The following is a 25,671-nucleotide window of genomic DNA, read 5'->3' as shown; positions in this document are numbered from 1 at the left end:
CGTTCGCTCCGGTCTCGGCGGCAGCAGGGAGTAGTTGCCACCGTGACACGTGGGACGCGGGTGTTCTCGTGGGATGTGGCGTTCGGGTGCCCCGCACCGTGTGCGGGGCACCCGGACCACTTCCGCCGGCGGGCTACAGCCGTGCGTTGGAGGGCGGCAGCGCGGCCTGGGAGGCGGCGACCGCCTCCGCGTCGCGCAGCACCCGTACCGCGTTCGACCAGGTCAGTTTGGCCAGGTCGGCCCGGGACCAGCCGCGGGTGAGGAGCTCCGCGATCAGGTTCGGGTAGCCGGCGACGTCGTCGAGGCCCGCCGGGGTGAAGGCGGTCCCGTCGTAGTCGCCGCCGATGCCGATGTGGTCGATCCCCGCCACCTCGCGCATGTGGTCGAGGTGGTCGGCCACGGTGGCCGCCGTGGCGACCGGGCGCGGCCGGGCCGCCTCGAAGGCGCGGTGGAGTTCCATCGCGGGCGCGGTGGTGTCCAGGTGGTGGAAGCCGTGCGCGCGCAGGTTCTCGTCGGCGGCGGCGGTCCAGGCCACGGCCTCGGGGAGGATGAACTTCGGCACGAAGGTGGCCATCGCCACCCCGCCGTTGCCCGGCAGCTGGGCGAGCACGTCGTCGGGGACGTTGCGCGGGTGGTCGCAGACCGCCCGGGCCGAGGAGTGCGAGAAGATCACCGGCGCGGCGGTGGCCGCGAGGGCGTCGCGCATGGTGTCGGCGGACACGTGCGAGAGGTCCACCAGCATGCCGATGCGGTTCATCTCGCGGACGACCTCGCGGCCGAAGTCCGTGAGGCCGCCGTGCCGGGCCTCGTCGGTGGCCGAGTCCGCCCAGTCGATGGTGTCGTTGTGCGTCAGCGTCATGTAGCGGACGCCCAGGCGGTGCAGGGCCCGGAGGGTGGCGAGCGAGTTGTTGATGGAGTGCCCGCCCTCGGCGCCCATCAGGGAGGCGATCCGGCCCTCGGACCGGGCCTTCTCCATGTCGTCCGCGGTCAGGGCCCGTACGAGGTCCCCGGGGTGGCGGTCCACGAGCTGGCCGACGATGTCGATCTGCTCCAGGGTGGCGCTGACCGCCGCGTCCCCGGCCAGGTCGGACCGCACGTAGACGGACCAGAACTGGGCGCCGACCCCGCCCGCCCGCAGCCGGGGCAGGTCGGTGTGGAGCAGCCCGGTCAGGTCCGCGGAGATGTCCCGCTGCGCGAGGTCGTACTGCACCTGCTCGCGCAGGGCCCACGGCAGGTCGTTGTGGCCGTCGACGACGGGGTGCTCGGCGAGCAGCTCCCGGGCCTCGGCGAGGGCGTCCCCCGGGTGGGCACCGGGGGACGCGGCGGAGGTCCCGAGGGTCATCCGGCGACCTTCGCGCGCAGCCGCTTGCCCTTCTCGGTGGCCTGCTCGTTGAGCTCCTGCTGGAACTCCTGCATGCGGGCCAGGAGGTCGGCGTCCTGAGTGGCCAGGATGCGGGCCGCGAGCAGGCCCGCGTTGCGCGCGCCGCCGACGGAGACGGTGGCCACCGGGACGCCGGCCGGCATCTGGACGATCGACAGGAGGGAGTCCATGCCGTCGAGGTACTTCAGCGGGACGGGCACGCCGATCACGGGGAGCGGGGTGACGGAGGCGAGCATGCCCGGGAGGTGGGCGGCGCCGCCGGCACCGGCGATGATCGCCTTGATCCCGCGGCCCGCGGCCTCCTCGCCGTACGCGATCATCTCGCGCGGCATGCGGTGGGCGGAGACCACGCCCACCTCGTAGGGGATCTCGAACTCGTCGAGGGCCTGGGCGGCGAGCTCCATGACGGGCCAGTCGGAGTCGGAGCCCATCACGATGCCGACGAGGGGCGCTTCCGGGGAGGTGGGGGAGGTGGGGGTGCTCATTCGGTGATTGTTCCTCGGAGGTAGCCGGCAGCATGACGGGCGCGCTCCAGCACGTCGTCAAGGTCGTCGCCGAAGGTGTTCACGTGTCCGACCTTGCGGCCGGGCTTCACGTCCTTGCCGTACATGTGGATCTTGAGCTGCGGGTCCCGCGCCATGCAGTGCAGGTACGCCTGGTACATGTCGGGGTAGTCGCCGCCCAGGACGTTCGCCATCACGGTCCAGGGGGCGCGCGGGCGGGGGTCGCCCAGGGGGAGGTCGAGCACGGCCCGGACGTGGTTGGCGAACTGGGAGGTGACGGCGCCGTCCTGGGTCCAGTGCCCGGAGTTGTGCGGGCGCATGGCCAGTTCGTTGACGAGGATCCGCCCGTCGGTGGTCTCGAAGAGCTCGACGGCCAGGTGGCCGGTCACGCCGAGTTCGGCGGCGATCTTCAGGGCGAGGGCCTGGGCCTCGCCCGCGAGCTCCTCGGAGAGGTTCGGAGCGGGGGCGATCACGGTGTCGCAGACGCCGTCCACCTGGACGGATTCCACGACGGGGTAGGCCACGGCCTGGCCGTGGGGGGAACGGACGATGTTCGCCGCGAGTTCGCGGACGTAGTCCACCTTCTCTTCGGCGAGTACGGGGACACCGGCCAGGAAGGGGGCCGCCGCGTCGTCGACGCTGCGCACGAACCACACGCCCTTGCCGTCGTAGCCGCCGCGCACGGTCTTGAGGATGACGGGGAACCCGTCCCCTTCCGCCGCGAAGGCCGCCACGTCGTCCGGATCGTTCACGATCCGGTGCCGGGGGCTGGGCGCGCCGATCTCGTCGAGCTTGGCGCGCATCACCCCCTTGTCCTGGGCGTGCACCAATGCGTCGGGCCCCGGCCGGACGGGGATTCCGTCCGCTTCCAGGGCCCGCAGGTGTTCGGTGGGTACGTGCTCGTGATCGAAAGTGATCACATCGCAGCCGCGCGCGAAGGCGCGGAGCGTCTCCAGGTCGCGATAGTCGCCGATGACGACATCGCTCACGACCTGGGCCGCCGAGTCCTGTGGGGTGTCACTGAGGAGCTTGAATCTGATGCCGAGGGGGATACCCGCCTCGTGGGTCATGCGGGCGAGCTGACCGCCGCCGACCATGCCGACTACCGGGAACGTCACTCCTCCAGGGTATCCGCCGCCGGAACCCGCCCCGGGCCCGGCGCCCAGGTCACGGCTCCGTCCCCGGTCTGCCGCGGGTCAAGGCGGCTCCCGGGCGCACCGGAGGGCCGCCGTCTACCATGGGCTGGGTTGACGCAACCGACGTCGACGACGTCGACCGGACAGGGGCTGAACGATCACCATGAGTGCATCGAGGGCGGCTCTCGTCGAACGGGCGCGCGGACTGGCCCGGGAGATCGCCAAATTCGGTGCCGTGGGCGGCCTGGGCCTGCTGGTCAACCTGGGCGTCTTCAACCTGCTGCGGCACACCACCGACCTCCAGGTCGTGCGGACCAGCGTCATAGCCACCGTGGTCGCCATCGCGTTCAACTACGTGGGCTTCCGCTACTTCACGTACCGCGACCGCGACAAGGGCGGCCGGACCCGTGAGATGACGCTGTTCCTGCTGTTCAGCGCGGTGGGCCTGGTGATCGAGAACGGTGTGCTCTACGCGGCCACGTACGGGATGGGCTGGGACAGCCCCCTGCAGAGCAACGTCTTCAAGTTCCTCGGCATCGCCGTCGCCACCGCCTTCCGGTTCTGGTCGTACCGGACCTGGGTGTTCCGGGCGCTGCCGCCCGCAACGGCCGCAACGCCCGCAACGGCCGCTCCCGCGGCCCCCGGGAGCGCGGCCCGGCCCGCGTCCGGCGGCCGCCGCCAGACCGTCCGCAGCTCCCGCTAGCGGATCGTCCGCTCCGGCTCCACCCGCTCCGGCGCCGTCCGGCTCAGGAAGATCGCGAACACCGGGGGCTGGGTCTGGAGCAGCTCCAGCCGGCCGCCGTCCGCCTCGGCCAGGTCCCGGGCCACGGCCAGCCCGATGCCGGTGGAGTTCCGCCCGCTGATCGTCCGCTCGAAGATCCGGTTGCCCAGGTCCGCGGGGACCCCGGGACCCTCGTCCGTGACCTCGATGACGGCCTGGTTGCCGGTGACGCGGGTGCGCAGGGCGACCGTGCCGCCCCCGTGCATGAGCGAGTTCTCGATCAGCGCCGCGAGCACCTGGGCCACGGCCCCGGGGGTGCCCACGGCCCGCAGGCCCTGCTTGCCGGAGCGGACGATGGCCCGGCCGGCGCTGCGGTAGGCCGGGCGCCACTCCTCGACCTGCTGCTTGACCACCTCGTCGAGGTCGAAGGGGACGGCGGAGCCGGTCCGCGGGTCCCGGGAGTTCGTCAGGAGCCGCTGGACCACGTCGGTGAGCCGCTCGACCTGCGCGAGCGCGATCGAGGCCTCCTCCCGGACGGTCTCCAGGTCGTCCGTGACCGTGATCTCCTCCAGCCGCATCGACAGCGCCGTCAGCGGGGTCCGCAGCTGGTGGGAGGCGTCCGCGGCGAGCCGCCGCTCGGCGGTGAGCATCCGCCCGATCCGCTCCGCGCTGGAGTCCAGGACGTCCGCGACCCGGTCCAGCTCGGGCACCCCGTACCGCTTGTGGCGCGGCCGGGGGTCCCCGGAGCCCAGCCGCTCGGCGGTCTCGGCCAGGTCGGTCAGCGGGGAGGCCAGCCGGTTGGCCTGGCGTACGGCGAGCAGGGCGGCGGCCACGACGGCGAGCAGGGCCACCGCTCCGACCACCACGAGGGTGCGGCCCACCTCGCGGGTGACGGTGTCCCGGGACTCCTCGACGATGACCAGCTCGTCCTGCCCGCCCCGGGCACTGCCCCGGATGACGCTGCCGTCGATGTGCGGGCCGATCTCCACCGCGGGCCGGCCGGGCACCAGGACGCGGGCCGAGCGGCCCGGGTCCAGCCGCTGGGCCAGCGATTCGGGGTCGAGCGGCTTCTTCTCCAGGACGTACGACTCGACGATGCCGACCAGCCGCAGCGCCTCGGAGTCGACGCTCTCCTGGGCGCTGTTGGTGATGGTCCGGGTCTCGACGATGACGAGCGAGACCCCGAAGACGGCGATCACGACGAGCACCACGGCGAGCGTGGAATTGATCAGACGGCGGCGCATGGCGGGTCCGGCGGCTCAGCTCTTCTCGAAGCGGAAGCCCACTCCGCGCACGGTGGCGATGTACCGCGGGTTGGCGGCGTCGTCCCCGAGCTTCTTGCGGAGCCAGGAGATGTGCATGTCGAGGGTCTTCGTGGAGGACCACCAGGTGGTGTCCCAGACCTCGCGCATGAGCTGGTCGCGGGTGACGACCCGGCCGGCGTCCCGGACGAGGACGCGCAGCAGGTCGAACTCCTTCGCGGTGAGCTGGAGCTCCTCGTCGCCCATCCAGGCGCGGTGCGACTCGACGTCGATCCGCACCCCGTGGGTGGCGGGGGGCTGGGCGGGCTCGGTGGCGCCGCGCCGCAGCAGGGCCCGGACCCGGGCGAGCAGCTCGGCCAGCCGGAAGGGCTTGGTGACGTAGTCGTCGGCGCCCGCGTCCAGGCCGACGACCGTGTCGACCTCGTCGGCGCGGGCGGTGAGGACGAGGATGGGGAAGCCGTGCCCCTCGGCGCGCAGCCGGCGGGCCACCTCCAGCCCGTCCATGCCGGGCAGGCCCAGGTCGAGGACCACGAGGTCGACTCCGCCCTGCAGGCCGGCATCGAGGGCGGTCGGGCCGTCCTCACGGACCTCGACCTCGTATCCCTCCCTGCGCAGGGCGCGGGCCAGGGGCTCCGAGATGGATGCGTCGTCCTCGGCGAGCAGTACACGCGTCATGTGGGTGATGGTAGTCCGCACGGGACGTGGCCTGTTGTGTGATCGCCAAGGCCTCCGCAGGCCCTAAGGATCTTCTTCCGAATTAATCAATGTCCTTCGAATATGGGGAAACGGTTCCCGCGGAACCTTGTGATCCATATCTCAAGTCCTTCCATATCCGGCACTGTCGTGTCGTATGGTGGCGAGACGCCTGATGCACTATCGGAGGACCTTTGCGCCGCATACGCGGGCGAAGGCCTCTCTTTCTGTCCGGAACCGGACAGTGAACGACCTATGGGCCGGGCCCCGCGCGCGAAGATGCGCGCTGGGTGTGGATCCCGATGCGGTTGTCCCTTCACTCCCCACGACGGAGCGAAGCCCCTGGGCGTGGGGTTCGGGCCTTTCCGCACCGGTGCCGGCCACCCCCCACCGGGCGCTGCCAGGCTCACGAAGCCGAGGCGTCCCGCAGAAGCAAGGAACGACCATGGCGTCAAGCCTGACGAAGGACTCGGCCGGCATCGGCGAGAAGACCTTCTTCGGCCACCCTCGTGGCCTGGCCACTCTCTTCATGACCGAGATGTGGGAGCGCTTCTCCTACTACGGCATGCGGGCCCTTCTCGTTTACTACATCGTCTCCGGCGGTGCCGACGCAGCCAAGGGCAGCCAGGGCGGCGGCCTCGCGATGACCGCGGCCACGGCCACGGCCATCTACTCGGTGTACGTCTCGATGGTCTACCTGATGGCCCTGCCGGGCGGATGGTTCGGCGACCGCGTGTGGGGCGCCCGCAAGACGGTGACCGTCGCGGGCTTCGTGATCATGGCGGGCCACGTGGCGCTCGCCCTGCCGGGGCAGGCGATGTTCTTCGTCGGCCTGATCCTGGTCGCGATCGGCTCCGGTCTGCTGAAGGCCAACATCTCCACGATGGTGGGCCACCTGTACGACGGTCCCGAGGACCCGCGCCGTGACGGCGGCTTCACGCTGTTCTACATCGGCATCAACCTGGGTGCCTTCGTCGCTCCGTTCGTCATCGGCACGGTCGGCAAGGAGCACAACTGGCACCTCGGCTTCGCGCTCGCCGCGGTCGGCATGGGTCTGGGCCTGGCCCAGTTCCTCATCGGCACCCGCAACCTGAGCCCGAAGAGCAGCGTGGTCCCGAACCCGCTGACCCCGGAGGAGCGCAAGGCCGTCCTCGGCAAGGTCGCGCTGGTCGCCGTCATCGTGGCGGTCTTCTACGGCGGTGTCGTGGCCCTGGGCCTGTACACGCTGAACTGGGCGATGGTCCCGCTGATGCTGGCCGGCCTGATCATCCCGATCGCGGTGCTGACGAAGATCAAGCGCGACCGGGACCTGAGCAGCACCGAGCAGTCGAAGATGACCGGCTACATCTGGTTCTTCATCGCCGCCGCCGTCTTCTGGATGATCTACGACCAGGGTGGCTCCACGCTGTCCCTGTTCGCCGACTCCAAGACCGCCGACACCGTCTTCGGCTTCGGCTTCTCGGCCACCTGGTACCAGTCGCTGAACCCGCTGTTCGTGATGGCCCTGGCCCCGGTCTTCGCCTGGCTGTGGCTGTGGCTCGCCCGCAAGAACCAGGAGCCGAACACCATCGTGAAGTTCGCGATGGGCCTGGTCCTGGTAGGCGCCTCGTTCTTCGTCTTCATCGTTCCGATGAACATGGCGGGCGGCGACACCAAGGTCTCCCCGATGTGGCTCGTCTCGATCTACATGATCCAGACCATCGGCGAGCTGTGCCTCTCCCCGGTCGGCCTCTCGGTCACCACGAAGATGGCCCCGCAGAAGTACGCCTCCCAGATGATGGGCGTCTGGTTCCTCGCGGTCACCGCGGGCGACTGCACCACCGGTCTGCTCTCGACCGCCGGTGTGGACCTCAACGGCGTGGGCATCATCGGCCTCCAGGCCGCGCTCGCGGTGGTCGCCGGCCTCGCGGTCTACATGTACCGCAAGAAGGTCCAGGCGCTCATGGGCGACGTCCACTGACGCACCCGCGGGCACTGCCCTGACGTACCGGAACGGCCCGGCACACCTCCTGGTGTGCCGGGCCGTTCGGCGTGCCCCCTACCTGGTGCCGCGCAGCCGGCGCCAGGGGGTGAAGGTGAAGACGGCCGCGCCGAGCAGCAGCACGGTGCCGGCGACCAGGCCGAGGGCCTTGAGGCCGCCCTCGTCGTCCGCGCCGGTGTCGGCGAGCCCGCCGCCGGTGCTCGTGGTCGTGGTGGTGTTGCCGTTGGTGCCGTTGGTGGCGTTGCCGCTGCCGCCGGGCTGGGCGGCGGTGTCCAGTTGCAGGGAGACCCCGCTGGCGACCGCCTTGCAGGGCACCTTGATGCTGCCGGAGACGGTGATCAGCAGCTCGTCGGGGCTGAGGGTGGCCTTGCCGGAGGCGCCCGGCTTGTAGGTGCCGGTCATGTCGGCGAGGTCCACGGGATCGCCCGCCTTGACGGCCGTGGCGTTGGCCGGGCCGGTGACCACGACGGTGCCGCTGTCGGCCCCGCCGATCTTGATCTTCATGGAGGGCTTGAGGGCACCGGCCGCCAGGTCGGCGGGGCTCTTCATGATCCCTTTGCCGGTCTTGACGGTCAGGTCCCAGCTGCCGCCGTTCTTCTTGGCGTTGATCGTGGCCGGGGCCTTGATCGGGTCCGGGACGAAGGGCTTGCAGTCGTAGGTGACGGTGACGGCCTTGCCGTTGACCTCGCCGGGGCCGCCGGTGCCGCCGTTGGTGTTGCCGGAGGTCGTACCGGCGGTGGTGCCGGAGGTCGTACCGGCGGTGGTGCCGGAGGTCGTACCGGACGTGGTGCCCGAGGTCGTGCCGCTGGTCGTGCCGCTCGTGGTGCCGGAGGTCGTACCGGAGGTGGTCCCCGAGGTCGTGCCCGCGGTCGTGCCGCCGCTGGAGCCGCCCGACACGTCGATGGTCGCTCCGGCACCCACGCTTCCGACCGGCGCGCACTTGGTCACGTACGTGCCGAACGGGAAGGTGACGGCCACGTCGTACTTGCCCGGGGTCAGCGTGATCCTCCCGGCCTTGGTGAGCTTCACCTTGCCCTTCATCACCGACATGACCATCGGCGCCCGCTTCGGGATCTCCGGGTTCTTCTTCTCCCCGACGAGCTTGAACTCGCCGGTGCCGCCGCCCGCGGTGATCCAGCCGGTGGGCTGGACCGAGTCCTTGGGGATCACCATCAGGTCCGTGTTGTTGGAGGCCGGTTTGACCGTCTCCCACGACACGTCCACCACGTCCCCGACCTTGGCCGTGGCCGGAGCCGTGATCTTGGCGGTGGTCTCGCCCTCCACGGGCCCGCCGCCACCGGCCGGCGGCACGCATTTCACCTTGAACGTGACCTCGGCGGCCTGGGCGGGCGAGGCCGCCACCACGATGCCCGCGCCGCCGAGCAGCACCGCGGCCACGGCCGCGCTCACCCTCCGTTGGGTCTTCACTGGGTTCCCTTCGTCGTCGAACTGTTCTCAGACGGTGCGGATGTCTGGGGGGCGCCCGGGGCGGACGCGGGTGCGGAGGCCGGGGCGGACGCCGGGGCGCGGCCGGGGCCGAACCACGGCAGGGCCGCCGTGCTGCCGCCGGCGACCGCCGGGGGCCGGGGGTCCGCGGGCCGGCGGCCCGGGGGCCCGGCCGGGATCCGCGGCAGCTTCGCGGTGACGGCGGCGGCCGCCTCCGGGATCCGGGCCGCCCCGCGGTGCCGTCCGCCGGCCCCGGCCCGCGGCCGGACCCGGTCGACGACGGCCATGCCGGTACGGAAGACCCCGGCGGGGACCACCACGCAGAGCAGGATCCAGAAGAGGGTGACCCCGTACGGCCGGTCCACCCCCCAGGGCTGGAGGACGAGGAGCTTCTCGCCGTACTTGAGCGAGACGGTGTAGTCCCCGTGCGCGCCCGCCGTCAGGCCCACGTCGAGGCTGATCCGGGCCTTGCCGCCGGGCGGGACGGTGCCGCGCCACTGCCGTTCCTCCCAGACCGGGGCGAAGACCCCGTGGGCGGTGCCGACCTGGAAGAGCGGGTCCTTGAGCGGGGCGGAGCCGAGGTTGCCGACCGTGATCACGAGCTTGCGGGCGGGCGGGGCGCCGAACCAGGTCAGCACCCCGTCCTCGCCCTCCAGCCGGGGTGCGGCGAGCAGGGCGAGCCGGGCGCTGCCGGTCTGCGCGGGCAGGGCCGCCACCGGGTGGTCGGTGATCTTCAGCGGGGCGAGCACCTGTGCCTGCTCGCCGGTGACGGTGGCCACGGCGACCACGCAGGGGCAGGGTTTGGGCGGGGCGGCCACCGGCAGCTGCTTGCCGAAGCGCCCGGTGTCGTCGGTGGTGGCGGCGCGGCCGTCGGCGTTGGCGCAGCTGTTGGTGCCGCCGATCATGTTCTGGCCGCAGACCAGCAGGGTGAGAAGGGTGCGGGGGCGCCAGCCGGTGCCCGCGACGGTGATCTCGGTGCCCTTGGCCGCCTCGGTGAGGGAGAGCTCGACGGTGGCCTCCGCGGCGGGGCGGGTGGTGGCCTCGGCGGCCGCGGCGGGGCGGGGGGTGGCCCCGGGCAGTCCGAGCGGGCCGAGCGGGCCGAGGGCCAGGGCGAGAAGCAGGACGAGTCGCAGCACGCGGGGCGCGTCTCCCCGGGCCCTTTCCGGGGCTCCGCCCCGGACCCCGGTCCTCAATCTCCCCCGGCTACCGCCGGGAGGTGCCCCCTGGACGGGCTGGAATGTGCCCCCGGGCCGGATTTTCGGCCCGAGCCGGAGGGTGCCCCCGGTCGGAGTCCGGATGCCGCGCCTGACCTCGCCGTTCACCTGGCCGCTCCCGTCAGCTCGGCTTCCGGGGCGGGCCGGGTGGCCCGCTCCCCCGCGGGTTCCGGGTCGGCGGCCGCGCGCCGGACCCGCCTGCTGCGTACGAGGACCGATGCGGCGGCCGCCGCGGCCGCGAGGCCCGCCGCGGTCCCGGCGACCGCGCCCCACGGCACGAAACGGGCCGCGGCCCGGCCGGTGGCGCGTACTCCTCCGGCGGCGGTGACCGTGAGGGCCAGGTCCACGGAGTCGAGGGCCGGGGCATCGGGCCAGGGCGCGCTGAGTGCGATCCGGCCGCCGGGCAGCAGCTCCGCGCCCGGCCGCGCGGGCCGGGGTCCGGGCACGGCCCCGAAGACCCCCTCGGCGCGTACCGCGAGTTCCGGGACCAGGACCGTGTTCCCGCGGTTGACCAGGGTGTAGTGCAGGGCCGCGGAGCGCCCGCTGCCGGTCACGGACACGTCCTCGACGGTGAGGGCCGACAGGGCGGGCCCGCTGACCCGCAGCTGCACCCGTACCCCGGCCTGCCGCCCGCCTTCGGAGGCCACGACGGCGGCCGGGTGGTCGCCGGGGTAGGCCCCGGCAGGCACGGTCACCGTGAACGGCACCACGGCGCGGGTGCGCGGCGGAATCCGGACGGTGGCGTCGGCGAAGCGGATCCAGGACCCGGAGCCGGATCCGGAGCCGGAGCCGCGGGCGGTCGGGCGTGCGGCGAGGGCCCCGCCGGGCGCGTTCCCGGCATCGGCCCCGCGCAGGGTGACCGTACGGCTGCGGCCGGAGGGGTTGGTGAGCACGAGCCGGTCCTCCAGGACGGCGCCGGGCGCGCCTTGCAGGTAGAACCACGGCCGGCCCTCCGCGCTGCCGGTCCCGCCGGCACGGCCGCCGGCGGGCGCGGCCGTCCAGACGGGCTCCCCCGGGGACGCGCCGGAGCCGACCGCTGCGGCTGCCGGGGCGGATGCGGCGGCCGGGGCGGGGGCCGGGGGCGCCCCCGCTGTGGGGGGTTCGCTCGCGCTGTGGGGCAGGAGGGCGAGGAGGAGGGCCGGGGCTGCGGTGTGGCGGCGACGGGTGCGCGACGGCATGGGCGGGTCCCCTGTCCGCCGGGTCAGGCCCGGGTGGTCCGGCCGCGGCGGGTCAGCCACAGCACCCCGGCGGCCCCGGAGAGCAGGACGGTGCCGCCGAGGGTGCCGAGGGCGAGGGCGGAGTCCATGGGGCCGGTCTGCGGCAGGGTCGCGGCCCGGCCCGCCGCGTTCTTGCCGGTCTCGGCGTTCGCGCTGCCCGCCACGGGCTCCGCCTGGAGGGACAGCGAGGGCCCGGGGTGGTTGCCGGGGGTGCACGTGGTGGTCGTCATCAGGGCGTTGATGGTGAGCACGCCCGCGGTGAAGGTGAGCCGGCCGCCCCGCTTGGGGGTGTACGTGCCCGACAGGTCGTTGATCTTGATGGGGGTGTCGGCGGGGGCGGCCACGGCGTTGGGCGGCCCGGAGACGGCCACGGTCCCGGTCTCGTCCCCGCCCACCACGATCACGGCGCTGGGCTTCATGGCGCCCTTGCCCAGCTCGATCGGGCTGGAGGAGACGCCCTTCTTGAAGGACATCGTCAGCTTGTAGCCGCTGCCGGCCTTGACCGCCGTGATGTCGATGGGCGAGACGGCCGACTTCGGGCCGATGGGGGTCTTGCAGTCGTACTTGACGTCGACGACGTCGGCACTGGCCGCGGGGGCGGCCGCCAGCACCGCCGCCCCGGCCAACGCCGAGGCCAGCGCGAGCGCGGCGGAGCGTGGCTGCTTGGACACCTCTGGACTTCCCCTCGGGCCAAAGTTACTGACGATAAGTCAGATCGGCCGCCAAGGTACGCCCGGGGCCTTGCCGAGGGAAGACAAAGGACGCACCGGATCGGGCCGGCGCCCGCGCGCCCGCCGCGCCCCGCCGCGCGCCGGACCCGGTTCAGACCACGCGCTCGCCCCGCTGCCAGACCGCCGACACCAGCGGGACCCCGGGCCGGTAGGCGAGGTGCACGTGGCTCGGGGCGTCGAGGAGCACCAGGTCGGCCCGGGCGCCGGGGGTCAGCGCCCCGATGTCCGTGCGCCGCAGGGCGCGGGCGCCGCCGGCGGTGGCGGACCACAGGGCCTCGTCCGGGGTCATCCCCATGTCGCGCACCGCGAGCGCGATGCAGAAGGGCATGGAACTCGTGTACGAGGAGCCCGGGTTGCAGTCGGTGGACAGGGCCACGGTCGCCCCCGCATCGAGCAGGCGGCGGGCGTCGGGCCACTGGGCGCGGGTGGAGAACTCCGCGCCCGGCAGCAGGGTGGCCACGGTCTCCGAGTTGGCGAGGGCGTCCACGTCGGCGTCGGTGAGGTGGGTGCAGTGGTCGGCGGAGGCCGCGCCGAGCTCCACGCCGAGCTGCACGCCGGGGCCGAAGCTCAGCTGGTTGGCGTGGATGCGCGGGATGAGCCCGGCGGCCTTGCCCGCGGTCAGGATCGCGCGGGCCTGGTCCCCGTCGAAGGCGCCCTTCTCGCAGAACACGTCCACCCAGCGGGCGTACGGGGCGCAGGCCGCCAGCATCTCGCCGGTGACGAGGTCCACGTACGCGGCCGGGTCCTCGGCGTAGTCGGGCGAGACGATGTGCGCGCCGAGGTAGGTGACCTCTTCGGTGTGGGCGGCGGCGATGCGCAGGGCGCGGGCCTCGTCCTCGACGGTGAGCCCGTAGCCGGACTTGGTCTCGAAGGTGGTGGTGCCCTGGCGGCGGGCCTCGTGCAGGTGGCGTACGAGGTTGGCCTCCAGCTCCGCGTCGGTGGCGGCGCGGGTGGCGGCCACGGTGGTGCGGATGCCGCCGGCGGTGTAGCTGCGGCCGGACATGCGGGCGTTGAACTCTTGGGTCCGGTCGCCGGCGAAGACGAGGTGCGAGTGCGAGTCGACGAAGCCGGGGATGGCGGCTCGGCCCTGCGCGTCGACGGCCTGGTCGGCGGCGGGGGCGTGTGCGGCCGGGCCGGTCCAGGCGATCCGGTCCCCGTCCATGACCACGGCGGCGTCCTCGACGAGGCCGAGGGCTTCGCCGTGGGCGGGGTCGTTGGTGACGAGGCTGCCGATGTTCGTGATGAGGGTGGTGGTCACGGGGTTCCTCTCGTGGGGTTCCTTCCCCCACCCCGCCCCTTCCCGTAACCGGGGGCTCCGCCCCCGGACCCCCGGGGAACGGAGGAAGGGCGGGGTGGGGGAATCAAAACGTCAGCCGCGGACGGCGGCGATGGCTTCGGTCAGGGCCGACGCGACGTCGCCGACGAGGGTGTGCGCCCCGTCGCGGACGATGTGGCGGCCGCCGACCACCGTGTGGCGGACGTCCGCCGCCGTCGCCGCGAAGACCGCGGTCTCCGCGCCCAGCCGCGGCACCGGACCGGCCGTCCGTACGGAGTCCAGCGCGATGGTCGAGAAGTCGGCCAGCGCACCCGGCTCCAGGACGCCCGCGTCCTGCCACCCCAGCGCCGCGTGCCCGTCCGCCGTCGCCGCGCGCAGCAGCGCCGCCGCGGTCCAGTGCCCCCGCGTCCGGGACGCGAGCCGCTCGTTCAGCTCCATCGCCCGCGCCTCCTCCAGCAGGTCGATGACCGCGTGGCTGTCGCTGCCGAGGGAGAGCGGGCTGCCCGCGCGCTGGAGCCGGACGGCCGGGCCGATGCCGTCGGCCAGGTCCCGTTCCGTGGTCGGGCACATGCAGGTGCCGGTGGTGGTGCCGCCGAGGAGGGCGATGTCCTCGTCGGTGAGGTGGGTGTTGTGGACCCCGGTGGTGCGCGGCCCGAGCACCCCGTGGTCGGCCAGCAGCTGCGTCGGCGTACACCCGTGCGCGGCCCGGCAGGCGTCGTTCTCGGCGGTCTGCTCCGAGAGGTGGACGTGCAGCGGGGCCCGGCGCTCCTCGGCCCAGCGGGCCACCGTGGCGAGCTGGTCCGCGGGGACGGCCCGTACGGAGTGGACCGCCGCGCCGACCACCGCGTGCTCGCGCGGCTTGAGCGCGGCGGCCCGCTCGGCCCAGGCCTCGGCGGTGCCGTCGGAGAAGCGCAGCTGGTGGGCGTTGGGGGCCTCGCCGAAGCCCGCCGAGAGGTAGGCGGTGTCGAGGAGGGTGATGCGGATTCCGGCCGCGGCCGCGGCCTCGATCAGGGCCTCGCCCATGGCGTTGGGGTCGGCGTACGGGGCGCCGCCGGGGGCGTGGTGGACGTAGTGGAACTCGCCGACGGAGGTGATGCCGGCGAGGGCCATCTCGGCGTACACAGCCCGCGCGAGGGCGAAGTACGTGTCGGGGGTCAGGTTCTGGGCGACGGCGTACATGACCTCGCGCCAGGTCCAGAACGTCCCCGACCCGACCTGCACGGTGCCGCGCAGCGCCCGGTGGAAGGCGTGCGAGTGGGCGTTGGCGAGGCCGGGCAGGGTGAGGCCGCGCAGGACCTCGGCGCCCGGCGGCGGGGTTGCGGCCCCGGTGCGGACGGCCGTGATGCGGCCGTCGGCCACGTCCAGGGCGACGCCCGGCTCGACGTGGGCGCCGAGCCAGGCGTGCTCCAGCCAATACGTCTTCACCGGCACGCGAGACCTTCCAGTACGTCGGCGAGGGCGAGGACACCGGCGGTGCAGTCGTCCTCCGCGGCGGATTCCGCCGGGGAGTGCGAGATGCCGGTGGGGTTGCGCACGAACAGCATCGCGGTCGGGACGGACGCGGAGAGGATTCCGGCGTCGTGTCCCGCGCCCGTGCCCAGGACGGGGGTCTTCTCCCCCAGGATGCGGGCGAGTTCGTCGCGCAGGGCGTGCTGGAACTCCACCACGGGGGTGAAGGACTCCCGGGTGACGGTGAGTTCGACCCCGTGCCGCTCGGCGTGCTGCCGGGCGGCCCGGCGGACCCCCTCGATGACCTCGGTGAGGGCCCGGCCGTCGGAGGCGCGGGCGTCCAGCCAGCCCCGCACCAGGGAGGGGATGGCGTTGACCCCGTTCGGCTCGACCGCGATCTTGCCGAAGGTGGCGACGGCGCCGGCCAGCTCGGCCTCGCGGCGGGCCGCGAGGACCGTCTCCGCGTAGGGGAGCATCGGGTCGCGGCGGTCGGCGAGGCGGGTGGTGCCGGCGTGGTTGGCCTCGCCCGCGAAGTCGTACCGCCAGCGGCCGTGCGGCCAGATGGAGGAGGCGATGCCGACGGCGTCCCCGCTGAGGTCCAGGGCGCGGCCCTGTTCCACGTGGAGTTCGACGAAGGCGCCGATGCGCGCGAGGCGCTCGGGGTCGGCCCCGATGGCCTCCGGGTCGTACCCGGCGGCCTCCATCGCCTGCGGCAGGGAGATGCCGTCGGCGTCGCGGAGCTCGTACGCCTTCTCCTTGGTCAGCTGTCCGGCGGCGAGCCGGGAGCCGACGCAGGCGAGGCCGAAGCGGGCGCCCTCCTCGTCACCGAAGTTGGCGATGGCCAGCGGCCTGGTGAACTCCACGCCCCTGCTGCGGAGTTCGTCCAGGGCCGCGAAGGAGGAGACCACGCCGAGGGGGCCGTCGAAGGCCCCGCCGTCGGGCACGGAGTCCAGGTGCGAGCCGGTCACGACGGCGTCCCCGGCGAGGGGGTCGCCGAGCCAGGCCCACTGGTTGCCGTTGCGGTCGGTCTCGTACGCCAGCCCGCGCGCCTCCGCCTGGGCGCGGAACCAGGCGCGGCAGTCCGCGTCGGCTCCGGTCCACGCGAACCGGCGGTAGCCGCCGGAGTCCGCGTGGCGGCCGATGGGCGCGAGCTCGGCCCACATCTCGTGGAAGGTCACGCCTGGTCGCCCTCGCGCATGGGGACGCGGACGCCGCGCTCGTCGGCGACGGTCTCGGCGATGTCGTAGCCGGCGTCCACGTGCCGGATGACGCCCATGCCGGGGTCGTTGGTGAGGACCCGGCGGATCTTCTCGCCCGCGAGCGGGGTGCCGTCGGCGACGGTCACCTGGCCGGCGTGGATGGAGCGGCCCATGCCGACGCCGCCGCCGTGGTGGAGGGAGACCCAGGAGGCGCCGGAGGCCACGTTGACCATGGCGTTGAGCAGCGGCCAGTCGGCGATGGCGTCCGAGCCGTCGAGCATGGCCTCGGTCTCGCGGTACGGGGAGGCCACCGAGCCGCAGTCGAGGTGGTCGCGGCCGATGGCCAGCGGGGCGGCCAGCTCGCCGGAGGCGACCATGTCGTTGAAGCGCTCGCCGGCCTTGTCGCGCTCGCCGTAGCCGAGCCAGCAGATGCGGGCGGGCAGGCCCTGGAAGTGGACGCGCTCACCGGCCATCTTGATCCAGCGGTGCAGGGACTCGTTCTCCGGGAAGAGCTCCAGGATCGCCTTGTCCGTCTTGTGGATGTCCGAGGCCTCGCCGGAGAGGGCGGCCCAGCGGAAGGGGCCCTTGCCCTCGCAGAACAGCGGGCGGATGTAGGCGGGGACGAAGCCGGGGAAGGCGAAGGCGCGGTCGTAGCCGGCCAGCTGGGCCTCGCCGCGGATGGAGTTGCCGTAGTCGAACACCTCGGCGCCGGCGTCCATGAAGCCGACCATGGCCTCGACGTGCCGGGCCATGGACTCGCGGGCGCGGGTGGTGAAGCCGGCCGGGTCCTTGGCGGCGGCGTCGGCCATGTCCTCGAAGGCGATGCCGACGGGGAGGTAGGACAGCGGGTCGTGGGCGGAGGTCTGGTCCGTCACGATGTCGATGGGCGCGCCCTCGGCGAGCATCTGCGGGACCAGCTCGGCCGCGTTGCCCAGGAGGCCGATGGAGAGCGGCCGGCGGGCGTCGCGGGCCTCGGTGGCCAGCTGGAGCGCGTGCGCCAGGTTGTCGGCCTTGACGTCGAGGTAGCGGTGCTCGATGCGGCGCTCGATGGCGCGGGGGTCCACGTCGATGCAGATCGCGACGCCGTCGTTCATGGTGACGGCCAGCGGCTGGGCGCCGCCCATGCCGCCGAGGCCGGCGGTGAGGGTGATGGTGCCGGCCAGGGTGCCGCCGAACTTCTTCGCGGCGACCGCGGCGAAGGTCTCGTAGGTGCCCTGGAGGATGCCCTGGGTGCCGATGTAGATCCAGGAGCCGGCCGTCATCTGGCCGTACATGGTGAGGCCGAGCTGCTCCAGGCGGCGGAACTCCTCCCAGTTGGCCCAGTCGCCGACCAGGTTGGAGTTGGCGATCAGGACGCGCGGGGCCCACTCGTGGGTCTGCATGACGCCGACCGGGCGGCCGGACTGGACGAGCATCGTCTCGTCCTGCTTCAGGGTCTGGAGGGTGCGGACCATGGCGTCGAACGAGCGCCAGTCGCGGGCGGCCTTGCCGGTGCCGCCGTAGACGACGAGCTTGTCGGGGTGCTCGGCGACCTCGGGGTCCAGGTTGTTCTGGAGCATGCGGAGGGCGGCTTCCTGCTGCCATCCCAGGGCGCTGAGTCCGGTACCGCGCGGGGCCCGTACGGGGCGGGGTCCTGACATGGCTTTGCCTCCTCGATGTTGGTCAATCCATTCACATCCTTGCGCCTTGAATAGAAGTAGTCAACGGCTGCGGGCGGCGTCCCCGGATGATTGGCTGGCGTGCATGGCCGAAGACGTGCTGACCGGCGGCGCCGACGCGCGCCGCGACCTGGCCGTACGGGCCGCCGTCGAGCAGGGGCTCGTGGGCGGGGCGGACGGCGCGGACCCGCTGGTGTGCCTGCTGGACGCGGACGGGATCGAGGCCTCGGCCGCGGCCCTGCGCTCGGCCTTCGCGGCGGCCCTGCCGCCCGGCACCCCCGTCCTGCACTGCTTCGCGGTCAAGGCGGCCCCGCTGGTGCCCGTGCTGAAGCTGCTCTCGGCCGCCGGGATCGGCTGCGAGGCGGCGAGCCCCGGGGAGCTGGCGATGGCCCGGGCGGCCGGGGTGAGCCCGGAGCGGACCGTGCTGGACTCCCCCGCCAAGACCGCGGCCGAACTCCGTGACGCGCTGGCCCTGGGCATCGCGGTCAACGCGGACAACGCGCAGGAGCTCGCGCGCATCGACGCCCTCATGGCCTCGGCGCCCAGCCGGTCCCCGCTGGGGCTGCGGGTCAACACCCAGGCCGGGGCGGGCTCGATCCTCTCGACCTCCACGGCGACGGCCACCTCGAAGTTCGGCTTCGCCCTGCGCGACCCGGGGGCCCGGGAGCGGGTGGTCGCGGCGTACCTGGCCCGCCCGTGGCTGACCCGGCTGCACACCCACTCCGGCTCCCAGGGGGTCCCGCTCGCGCTGAGCGCGCAGGGGGTACGGGAGGTCTTCGACCTGGCCGAGGAGATCAACGCGGCGGCGGGCCGGCGCCAGGTGGACACGATCGACATCGGGGGCGGGCTGCCGGTGGGGGCGGGTCTGGGGGCGGGGGCGGACGCGGGATCGGGCGCGGGAGCGGGATCGGGCGGTGACGGGGGGTCGGACGCGGGATCGGGCGCGGGCGGTGACGCGGGGTCGGAGGCGGGTCCGACGTACGCGGAGTACGTGCGGGTGCTGCGGGAGGCCGTGCCGGGGCTGTTCGAGGGGCGCTACGGGCTGGTGACGGAGTTCGGCCGTTCGCTGCTGGCCCGGCACGGGCTGGTGCTGTCGCGGGTGGAGTACACGAAAACCTCCGGGGGGCGGGCGATCGCGGTGACCCACGCGGGGGTGCAGGTGGCCACCCGTACGGTCTACATGCCGGCCTCCTGGCCGCTGCGGATCCTCGCCTACGACGCGAAGGGGCTGCCGCGGGCCGGGGAGCCGGAGGTGGCCCAGGACGTGGCCGGGCCGGCCTGCTTCTCGGGTGACCTGCTCGCGGAGGCGCGGCTGCTGCCGCGCCTCCAGCCGGGCGATGTGATCGCCGTGCCCGGCACGGGGGCGTACTTCTTCACGGCCCACTACGGCTACAACAGCCTGCCGCGGCCGGCCGTGCACGGGTTCCGTGCCGGGGCGGGCGGGGTGCGCTTCGCCCTGGTCCGCCCGGCCCAGCCCCTGTCCGACCTGGTCCGCGAAGCGGGTGCCGACCACCGCGACGCGCTCCTGCCCCCGGCGAGCGCGTAACCCGCCTGCCGCTCCGGGGGCTCCGCCCCCACACCCCCGCGCCTCAAACGCCGGCGAGGCTGAATGCGCCCCGGCCCGTCCCCGGGTTTCGGGGCTCCGCCCCGGACCCCGCGCCTCAAACGCCGGCGAGGCTGGAATGTGCCCCGCCGTGTCGATTCGCCAGGCAGCAACATCCAGCCCGTCCGGCGATTGAGGACCGGGGTCCGGGGCAGAGCCCCGAAAGCCCCCGGCGGGCCGCACCTCCAGAACAACGGGACCAAACCAAGCCCCGCCGGCGATTGAGGCGCAGGGCCTAGTCCACGAAGAGGCCCCGGGTCGCCGCCGCCGCGTCGAAGGCCTCCAGCCGGGACTGGGCGTCGGGCAACGCGTCCGCCATGGACTCCAGCAGCACCCGCCCCAGCAGCATCGGCGCACACGCCGTGTCGAAGGCCAGGCCGGTGCCGACCGGCGCGGGGATCAGCAGGTCCGAGTGGCGGGCCACCGGCGCGAAGGCCGAGTCCGCGACGGTGACCACCGTCAGCCCGACCCCCCGCGCGTACTCCAGCGCCTCGACCACCTCCCGCGGATGCCGCGGCAGCGCGAAGCACAGCAGCGCCCCGGCCCCGGCCGACCGGGCCGCGTCGATCCGGTCGGTGAGCATCGATCCACCCTCGTCGAGGAGCCGTACGTCCGGGTGCACCTTCGCCGCGAAGTACGCGAAGCCCCGCGCCTGCGAGGACGCCGCCCGCAGCCCGAGCACCGGCAGCGGGCGCGAGCCGGCCAGCAGCCGGCCGGCCTCCTCGACCGGCGCCGGATCGGCGAGCAGCGCGGAAAGGTGCCGGAGGTTGTCGATCTCCGCCTGCACCGCCTGCTGGTAGGAGTTGTACGCGTCCCCCGGTGCCGGACGGGGCCCGGCGGGCGCGACCTCGCGCAGGTGGCGCCGGAGCGCCGGGTAGCCGTCGAAGCCGAGCGCCACCGCGAACCGGGTCACCGAGGGCTGGCTGACGCCCGCCAGCTCGGCGAGCTCCACGCTCGACAGGAACGGCACGTCCGCCGCCCCGCGGACCATGCAGTGCGCGATCCGGCGCTGGGTCGGGGTCAGCCGGTGCCCCTCGAAGAGCTTCTGCAGCCGCGCGGCCGGGCTCTCGCTCATGGCCCCCTCCATCCATTCAGTCTGGCAGCAGACTGCATGCATCTATGCAGAACGGCAACCGGCGCCCGGTCCGCGAGACCCGCCCCCCGGCCCGCCGGAGCCGGGATACGGGGGCCAGCCCTACTGCCCGCGGCCGCCCCGCTTCCTACCGTGGAGCCATGAACCCCCCGACGCCCGGCACCGGGCTCATGAACGATCCGGAGCTCCGGCGGGAGCTCGACGCCACCCTCCAGGCCCGGCGCGAGCTGGGTCCCGAGTACGAGCCGGCCCTCGTCGAGTCCTTCCTGGCCTCGGTGGACGCGCGGCTGGAGCACACCCTGGAGACCCAGGTCCGGCGGCGTACGGCCGAACGGCAGGCGGCGGCGGTACGGGCGGCCCCGCCGGGCTCCGCGGGGGCCTGGGCGGCCCGCCACGGCTTCGGCATCGCGAGCCTGGTGCTGGCCGTCCCGCTGTCGGCGGTGGGCAGCGCGGGCGGCGGGCTCACCGGCCTGATCGTCGCCTGGGCCGGGATCGTCGGCGTGAACCTCGCACACGGCGCCCGGCACCGCGAGCCCTGACGCGAGCGGAACACCGCGGGGTGGGAACACGCGGGAGCGGAGCACCGCGGGAGCGGAGCATCCGCCGGAAGGGCCGGCGGGCAGGAGTGTGCGCGGGAACCGCCGCACCCCCGGTCGCCCGGGGGGCGGGACGACGGCGGTCCCCGCGCAGGACACGGGCCGGGTCAGGGCCGGTTGTCCGCGTCCGTGGCGTCGTCGGAGGTCCGGGAGCCGCTCCGGTGGTCCGTGACGCCGTTCGGTGGTGCCGGCCGGTCCCTCCGGCGCCGTGCGCCACCGGGGTTCCCTGCCGACGGACACCACTGTGCCGCAGGGTTGTTAAGGCGGTGCTGCCACCACGTGTCGGGCCCGTACCGATTGCGCGAAGCCCGCACGCACGGGCGCTGCGGCACCCCGCGTACGGGCTTCGACGTACGGGCTTCGGCGTACGGGCTTCGACGTACGGGCCTGGCAGCCGGGCCCGGCGGCAGGCCTCGAGGCCGGGCCCCGCCGCCCCCCGCTACTTCGCGGTGCGGGCGAGGAACGCCAGCAGGTCCTGACGGCTGACCACGCCGGTCGGCTTGCCCTCGACCAGCACGATCGCCGCGTCGGCCTCGCCCAGCGCGGCCATCAGGTCGGAGACCGGCTCGCCGGAGCCGACCTGCGGCAGCGGCGCGCTCATGTGCTTCTCCAGCGGGTCGCTCAGGGCGGCGCGCTGCGCGAACAGGGCCGCCAGCAGCTCCTTCTCCACGACCGAGCCGATGACCTCGGCGGCCATCACGTCCGGGTGGCCCGCGCCGGGCTTGACGACCGGCATCTGGGAGACGCCGTACTCGCGCAGCACCTCGATGGCCTCGCCGACGGTCTCCTCGGGGTGCATGTGGACGAGGGAGGGGATGCTGCCGCCCTCCTTGTCGGCCAGGACGTCGCCGATGCGCGCCGCGGGGCCCGCCTCCTCCAGGAAGCCGTGCCCGGCCATCCACTCGTCCGAGAAGATCTTGCTCAGGTAGCCGCGGCCGCTGTCCGGGAGCAGGACGACGACCACGTCGTCCGGGCCCAGGCCCTCGGCGGCGCGCAGCGCGGCGACGACCGCCATGCCGCAGGAGCCGCCGACGAGCAGGCCCTCCTCCTTGGCGAGGCGGCGGGTCATCTGGAAGGAGTCCTTGTCGGACACCGCGATGATCTCGTCCGTGACGGTGCTGTCGTAGGCGGTGGGCCAGAAGTCCTCGCCGACGCCCTCGACCAGGTACGGGCGGCCGGAGCCGCCGGAGTAGACCGAGCCCTCCGGGTCCGCGCCGATGACCTTGACCTTGCCGCCGGAGACCTCCTTGAGGTACCGGCCGGTGCCCGAGATGGTGCCGCCCGTGCCGACGCCCGCGACGAAGTGGGTGATCTTGCCCTCGGTCTGCTCCCACAGCTCCGGGCCGGTGGTCTCGTAGTGCGAGCGCGGGTTGTTCGGGTTGCTGTACTGGTCGGGCTTCCAGGCCCCCGGGGTCTCGCGGACCAGGCGGTCGGAGACGTTGTAGTACGAGTCCGGGTGCTCGGGGTCGACGGCGGTCGGGCAGACCACGACCTCGGCGCCGTACGCGCGCAGCACGTTGATCTTGTCGAGCGACACCTTGTCAGGGCAGACGAAGATGCACTTGTAGCCCTTCTGCTGGGCCACGATGGCCAGGCCGACGCCCGTGTTGCCGCTGGTCGGCTCGACGATCGTGCCGCCCGGCTTGAGCGCTCCGCTCTGCTCGGCCGCCTCCACCATGCGGACGGCGATGCGGTCCTTGACGGAGCCGCCCGGGTTGAAGTACTCGACCTTGGCCAGGACGGTCGCCTGCAGGCCTTCGGTCACGTGGTTGAGCTTCACCAGCGGGGTGTTGCCGACGAGGCTGATCATCGAGTCGTGGAAATGCACCATGTTCTCCAGGGAGGGGACTCCACGGGTTCTCCGGGAGGCACCGCCAGAGTAAGCCGAAAAGCGATTGACCGACCGGCGTTGCGGGGCAGGTAGACGCAAGTGGAGCCCTGGAGGGCCGGGACCGGACGAGGAGGTGGCTGGAAGAGTGTCACGTGCGAGGACGGCGCGCCGGATCGCGGCAGGCGCGGCCTACGGCGGGGGCGGCCTCGGCCTGCTCGGGGCGGCGACCGTGGGCCTGGTGCTGGCCGAGGTCCAGCTGGCGAAGCGGACCGTGGGCACCGTGCAGGCGGATCCGCCGCAGGCGGACGGCCGGTACGGCACGGAGTACGCGGGGTCCGGCGGGGCCTCGGCGGAGCCGCTGCGGCTGGCCATGCTGGGTGATTCCACGGCCGCCGGACTGGGTGTCCACCGGGCCGGCCAGACCCCGGCCGCCCTGCTCGCCTCCGGGCTGGCGGCGGTGGCCGAGCGCCCGGTCGAGCTGCGCAACGTGGCCCTTTCGGGTGCGATGTCCGACGACCTGGACCGGCAGGTGCGCCTGATCCTGGACGACGTGGGCTTCCTCCCCGACATCTCCGTGATCATGATCGGCGCGAACGACGTGACCCGGCGGATGCCCCCCACCCAGTCGGTGCGGCTGCTGTCCGCGGCCGTACGCAGGCTGCGCGGGGCGGGTTCGGAGGTGGTCGTCGGGACCTGCCCCGACCTGGGCACGATCGAGCCGGTCTACCAGCCGCTGCGCTGGGTGGCCCGGCGGGTCTCCCGGCAGCTGGCCGCCGCCCAGACCATCGGGGTGATCGAACAGGGCGGCCGGACGGTGTCCATGGGCGACCTGCTGGGGCCGGAGTTCGCGGCGAACCCGCGGGAGATGTTCGGGCCGGACTCGTACCACCCCTCGGCGGAGGGGTACGCGACCGCCGCGATGGCGGTCCTGCCGACGGTGTGCGCGGCGCTGGGCCTGTGGCCGGAGGCGGACCGGCTCGACACGGGGCGCGGCGAGAACATGCTGCCGGTGGCGCAGGCGGCCTCCGCCGCCGCGGGGCAGGCGGGCACGGAGGTCACGGCGGCCCGTGCGCCGTGGGCCCTCCTGAAGTACCGCCGGCGCAGACGCGTCCCGGAGGCGGAGCCGCAGCCCGGTCCGGGGGCTCCGCCCCCGCGCCCCCGCGCCTCGCGCACCGGCGAGGCGTGACCTGCCCCCGCACGGGGGGATGCGGCGGGGGTCACACCCTCAGCCGGATGACCTTCGCCGTACGGGCCGGTAACTTCACATGGTCCGCTACAAACCCGCACGCCCCCTTGGAGCCGTGATGCCCGAAGCCGTCATCGTTTCCGCAGCCCGCTCGCCCATCGGCCGCGCCTTCAAGGGCTCCCTCAAGGACCTGCGCCCGGACGACCTGACGGCCACGATCATCCAGGCCGCCCTGGCCAAGGTCCCCGGGCTGGACCCGCGCGAGATCGACGACCTGATGCTCGGCTGCGGCCTCCCCGGCGGGGAGCAGGGCCACAACCTGGGCCGCATCGTCGCCGTGCAGATGGGCATGGACCACCTTCCGGGCTGCACCATCACCCGGTACTGCTCCTCGTCCCTCCAGACCTCCCGCATGGCCATGCACGCCATCAAGGCCGGTGAGGGCGACGTGTTCATCTCGGCGGGCGTCGAGATGGTCTCCCGCTCGGTGAAGGGCACCAGCGACGGCCTGCCGGACACGCACAACCCGTTCTTCGCCGAGGCGGAGGCCCGTACCAAGGCCGTCGCGGAGAGCGAGGGCGCCTCCTGGCACGACCCGCGCGAGGACGGCCTGGTGCCGGACGCGTACATCGCGATGGGCCAGACCGCCGAGAACCTGGCCCGCCTCAAGGGCGTCACCCGCCAGGACATGGACGAGTTCGGCGTGCGTTCGCAGAACCTCGCCGAGGCCGCCATCAAGAACGGCTTCTGGGCCCGCGAGATCACCCCGGTCACCACCCCGGACGGCACGGTCGTCAGCACCGACGACGGCCCGCGCGCCGGGGTCACGCTGGAGGGCGTCCAGGGCCTCAAGCCGGTCTTCCGCCCCGACGGCCTGGTCACCGCCGGCAACTGCTGCCCGCTGAACGACGGCGCCGCGGCCCTCGTCATCATGAGCGACACCAAGGCGCGCGAGCTGGGTCTGACCCCGCTGGCCCGCATCGTGTCCACCGGCGTCTCCGGGCTCTCCCCCGAGATCATGGGCCTGGGCCCGGTCGAGGCGAGCAAGCAGGCCCTGAAGCGGGCCGGCCTGACCATCGGCGACATCGACCTGGTCGAGATCAACGAGGCCTTCGCGGCCCAGGTGATCCCCTCGTACCGGGACCTCGGCGTGGACATCGACAAGCTGAACGTCAACGGCGGCGCCATCGCCGTCGGTCACCCGTTCGGGATGACCGGCGCCCGCATCACCGGCACCCTGATCAACAGCCTCCAGTTCCACGACAAGCAGTTCGGCCTGGAGACGATGTGCGTGGGCGGCGGCCAGGGCATGGCGATGGTCATCGAGCGGCTGAGCTGAGCCGCAGCGGAGGCGAAGCTCAGCGCGACCGTCAAAACGAGCGGCTGCTGAGCCGCCCGCGCGTCGCTTGTTGACGCCGGGTCCAACCGTCCCGCGGCCGACCCGTGACCGAATCTCCCCCAGGATGTGACATACATCCTGGGGGTTCGGCATTTG

General features: G+C 73.5%; 21 protein-coding genes. 6 read left to right on the top strand and 15 right to left on the bottom strand.

All coding sequences use genetic code 11. The features are described 5' to 3' along the window. Positions 1 to 133 precede the first annotated feature (133 nt). The 3 genes from ACZ407_RS12765 to ACZ407_RS12755 are packed head-to-tail and all read right to left on the bottom strand — an operon-like array spanning position 134 to position 3,050. Positions 134 to 1,342 carry a dipeptidase gene (locus ACZ407_RS12765; RefSeq protein ID WP_468127962.1) on the bottom strand — a complete coding sequence of 403 codons (1,209 nt, stop codon included), beginning with the start codon at positions 1,340 to 1,342 and terminating at the stop codon, positions 134 to 136. After that, the gene (gene purE / locus ACZ407_RS12760) at positions 1,339 to 1,866 is read right to left on the bottom strand and encodes a 5-(carboxyamino)imidazole ribonucleotide mutase (protein WP_468127961.1); all 528 of its coding nucleotides are present in this window, start codon (positions 1,864 to 1,866) and stop codon (positions 1,339 to 1,341) included. The genes ACZ407_RS12765 and purE overlap by 4 nt, the downstream gene beginning before the upstream one ends. Continuing rightward, positions 1,863 to 3,050, bottom strand: coding sequence for a 5-(carboxyamino)imidazole ribonucleotide synthase (locus ACZ407_RS12755; protein ID WP_468128058.1), 1,188 nt, complete (start codon positions 3,048 to 3,050; stop codon positions 1,863 to 1,865). Before ACZ407_RS12755 ends, purE begins: the two co-directional genes overlap by 4 nt. A 133-nt stretch (positions 3,051 to 3,183) precedes the next feature. Between ACZ407_RS12755 and ACZ407_RS12750 the strand changes: the two genes are divergently transcribed. Continuing rightward, positions 3,184 to 3,723: a GtrA family protein gene (locus ACZ407_RS12750; protein WP_468127960.1), complete on the top strand. Its 540-nt coding sequence runs from the start codon at positions 3,184 to 3,186 to the stop codon at positions 3,721 to 3,723. Here the strand turns inward: ACZ407_RS12750 and ACZ407_RS12745 are convergent. Next, the gene (locus ACZ407_RS12745) at positions 3,720 to 4,985 is read right to left on the bottom strand and encodes an ATP-binding protein (RefSeq protein ID WP_468127959.1); all 1,266 of its coding nucleotides are present in this window, start codon (positions 4,983 to 4,985) and stop codon (positions 3,720 to 3,722) included. The two genes, ACZ407_RS12750 and ACZ407_RS12745, sit on opposite strands and share 4 nt — an antisense overlap. A 15-nt stretch (positions 4,986 to 5,000) precedes the next feature. Further along, the gene (locus tag ACZ407_RS12740) at positions 5,001 to 5,678 is read right to left on the bottom strand and encodes a response regulator transcription factor (RefSeq protein ID WP_328970136.1); all 678 of its coding nucleotides are present in this window, start codon (positions 5,676 to 5,678) and stop codon (positions 5,001 to 5,003) included. Positions 5,679 to 6,141: 463 nt separating this feature from the next. Here ACZ407_RS12740 and ACZ407_RS12735 point away from each other — a divergent pair, with 463 nt between their 5' ends. Next, positions 6,142 to 7,656: a peptide MFS transporter gene (locus ACZ407_RS12735; RefSeq protein WP_468127958.1), complete on the top strand. Its 1,515-nt coding sequence runs from the start codon at positions 6,142 to 6,144 to the stop codon at positions 7,654 to 7,656. 78 nt (positions 7,657 to 7,734) lie between these two features. Here ACZ407_RS12735 and ACZ407_RS12730 read toward each other — a convergent pair whose 3' ends face one another. From ACZ407_RS12730 to hutU, 8 genes are all read right to left on the bottom strand, one after another. Continuing rightward, positions 7,735 to 9,087, bottom strand: a complete 1,353-nt coding sequence (locus tag ACZ407_RS12730) for a hypothetical protein (protein WP_468127956.1) — start codon at positions 9,085 to 9,087, stop codon at positions 7,735 to 7,737. A 14-nt stretch (positions 9,088 to 9,101) separates the two neighbouring features. Beyond that, entirely contained in the window at positions 9,102 to 10,259 is a 1,158-nt protein-coding gene (locus ACZ407_RS12725; RefSeq protein WP_468127954.1) for a hypothetical protein, read from the bottom strand. A gap of 182 nt (positions 10,260 to 10,441) precedes the next feature. After that, positions 10,442 to 11,515, bottom strand: a complete 1,074-nt coding sequence (locus tag ACZ407_RS12720) for a COG1470 family protein (RefSeq protein ID WP_468127952.1) — start codon at positions 11,513 to 11,515, stop codon at positions 10,442 to 10,444. Between the two features lie 23 nt (positions 11,516 to 11,538). Continuing rightward, positions 11,539 to 12,225 carry an LPXTG cell wall anchor domain-containing protein gene (locus tag ACZ407_RS12715; RefSeq protein ID WP_468127950.1) on the bottom strand — a complete coding sequence of 229 codons (687 nt, stop codon included), beginning with the start codon at positions 12,223 to 12,225 and terminating at the stop codon, positions 11,539 to 11,541. Positions 12,226 to 12,376: 151 nt separating this feature from the next. Further along, on the bottom strand, positions 12,377 to 13,543 hold the full coding sequence (gene hutI / locus ACZ407_RS12710) for an imidazolonepropionase (protein WP_468127948.1): 1,167 nt from the start codon (positions 13,541 to 13,543) through the stop codon (positions 12,377 to 12,379). A 111-nt stretch (positions 13,544 to 13,654) separates the two neighbouring features. Beyond that, positions 13,655 to 14,992: a formimidoylglutamate deiminase gene (locus ACZ407_RS12705; RefSeq protein ID WP_468127946.1), complete on the bottom strand. Its 1,338-nt coding sequence runs from the start codon at positions 14,990 to 14,992 to the stop codon at positions 13,655 to 13,657. Continuing rightward, positions 14,983 to 16,173: an allantoate amidohydrolase gene (locus tag ACZ407_RS12700; protein ID WP_468128056.1), complete on the bottom strand. Its 1,191-nt coding sequence runs from the start codon at positions 16,171 to 16,173 to the stop codon at positions 14,983 to 14,985. The genes ACZ407_RS12705 and ACZ407_RS12700 overlap by 10 nt, the downstream gene beginning before the upstream one ends. 11 nt (positions 16,174 to 16,184) lie before the next feature. Next, the gene (gene hutU, locus ACZ407_RS12695) at positions 16,185 to 17,849 is read right to left on the bottom strand and encodes a urocanate hydratase (RefSeq protein WP_468127945.1); all 1,665 of its coding nucleotides are present in this window, start codon (positions 17,847 to 17,849) and stop codon (positions 16,185 to 16,187) included. A 103-nt stretch (positions 17,850 to 17,952) separates the two neighbouring features. Between hutU and ACZ407_RS12690 the strand changes: the two genes are divergently transcribed. Then, the gene (locus ACZ407_RS12690) at positions 17,953 to 19,413 is read left to right on the top strand and encodes a type III PLP-dependent enzyme domain-containing protein (protein ID WP_468127943.1); all 1,461 of its coding nucleotides are present in this window, start codon (positions 17,953 to 17,955) and stop codon (positions 19,411 to 19,413) included. A 292-nt stretch (positions 19,414 to 19,705) separates the two neighbouring features. Here the strand turns inward: ACZ407_RS12690 and ACZ407_RS12685 are convergent, their stop codons facing one another. Further along, positions 19,706 to 20,545, bottom strand: a complete 840-nt coding sequence (locus tag ACZ407_RS12685; protein WP_468127941.1) for a MurR/RpiR family transcriptional regulator — start codon at positions 20,543 to 20,545, stop codon at positions 19,706 to 19,708. A gap of 158 nt (positions 20,546 to 20,703) precedes the next feature. On the opposite strand from ACZ407_RS12685, the gene ACZ407_RS12680 reads away from it, so the two are divergent. Next, the gene (locus tag ACZ407_RS12680; protein ID WP_468127940.1) at positions 20,704 to 21,102 is read left to right on the top strand and encodes a hypothetical protein; all 399 of its coding nucleotides are present in this window, start codon (positions 20,704 to 20,706) and stop codon (positions 21,100 to 21,102) included. A gap of 496 nt (positions 21,103 to 21,598) precedes the next feature. Here the strand turns inward: ACZ407_RS12680 and ACZ407_RS12675 are convergent, their stop codons facing one another. Then, positions 21,599 to 22,987 (bottom strand): cystathionine beta-synthase, encoded by a 1,389-nt coding sequence (locus tag ACZ407_RS12675; RefSeq protein WP_468128054.1) that lies wholly within the window; start codon positions 22,985 to 22,987, stop codon positions 21,599 to 21,601. Between the two features lie 148 nt (positions 22,988 to 23,135). Here ACZ407_RS12675 and ACZ407_RS12670 point away from each other — a divergent pair, with 148 nt between their 5' ends. Then, the gene (locus ACZ407_RS12670) at positions 23,136 to 24,176 is read left to right on the top strand and encodes an SGNH/GDSL hydrolase family protein (protein ID WP_468127938.1); all 1,041 of its coding nucleotides are present in this window, start codon (positions 23,136 to 23,138) and stop codon (positions 24,174 to 24,176) included. A 118-nt stretch (positions 24,177 to 24,294) separates the two neighbouring features. Further along, positions 24,295 to 25,515 (top strand): acetyl-CoA C-acetyltransferase, encoded by a 1,221-nt coding sequence (locus ACZ407_RS12665; RefSeq protein ID WP_468127937.1) that lies wholly within the window; start codon positions 24,295 to 24,297, stop codon positions 25,513 to 25,515. Positions 25,516 to 25,671 lie beyond the last annotated feature (156 nt).

This window comes from Streptomyces sp. NPDC030809, from assembly GCF_055572195.1.
The sequence above is the reverse complement of the archived record's forward strand: the minus strand, read 5'-3'. Positions and strand labels throughout refer to the sequence as shown.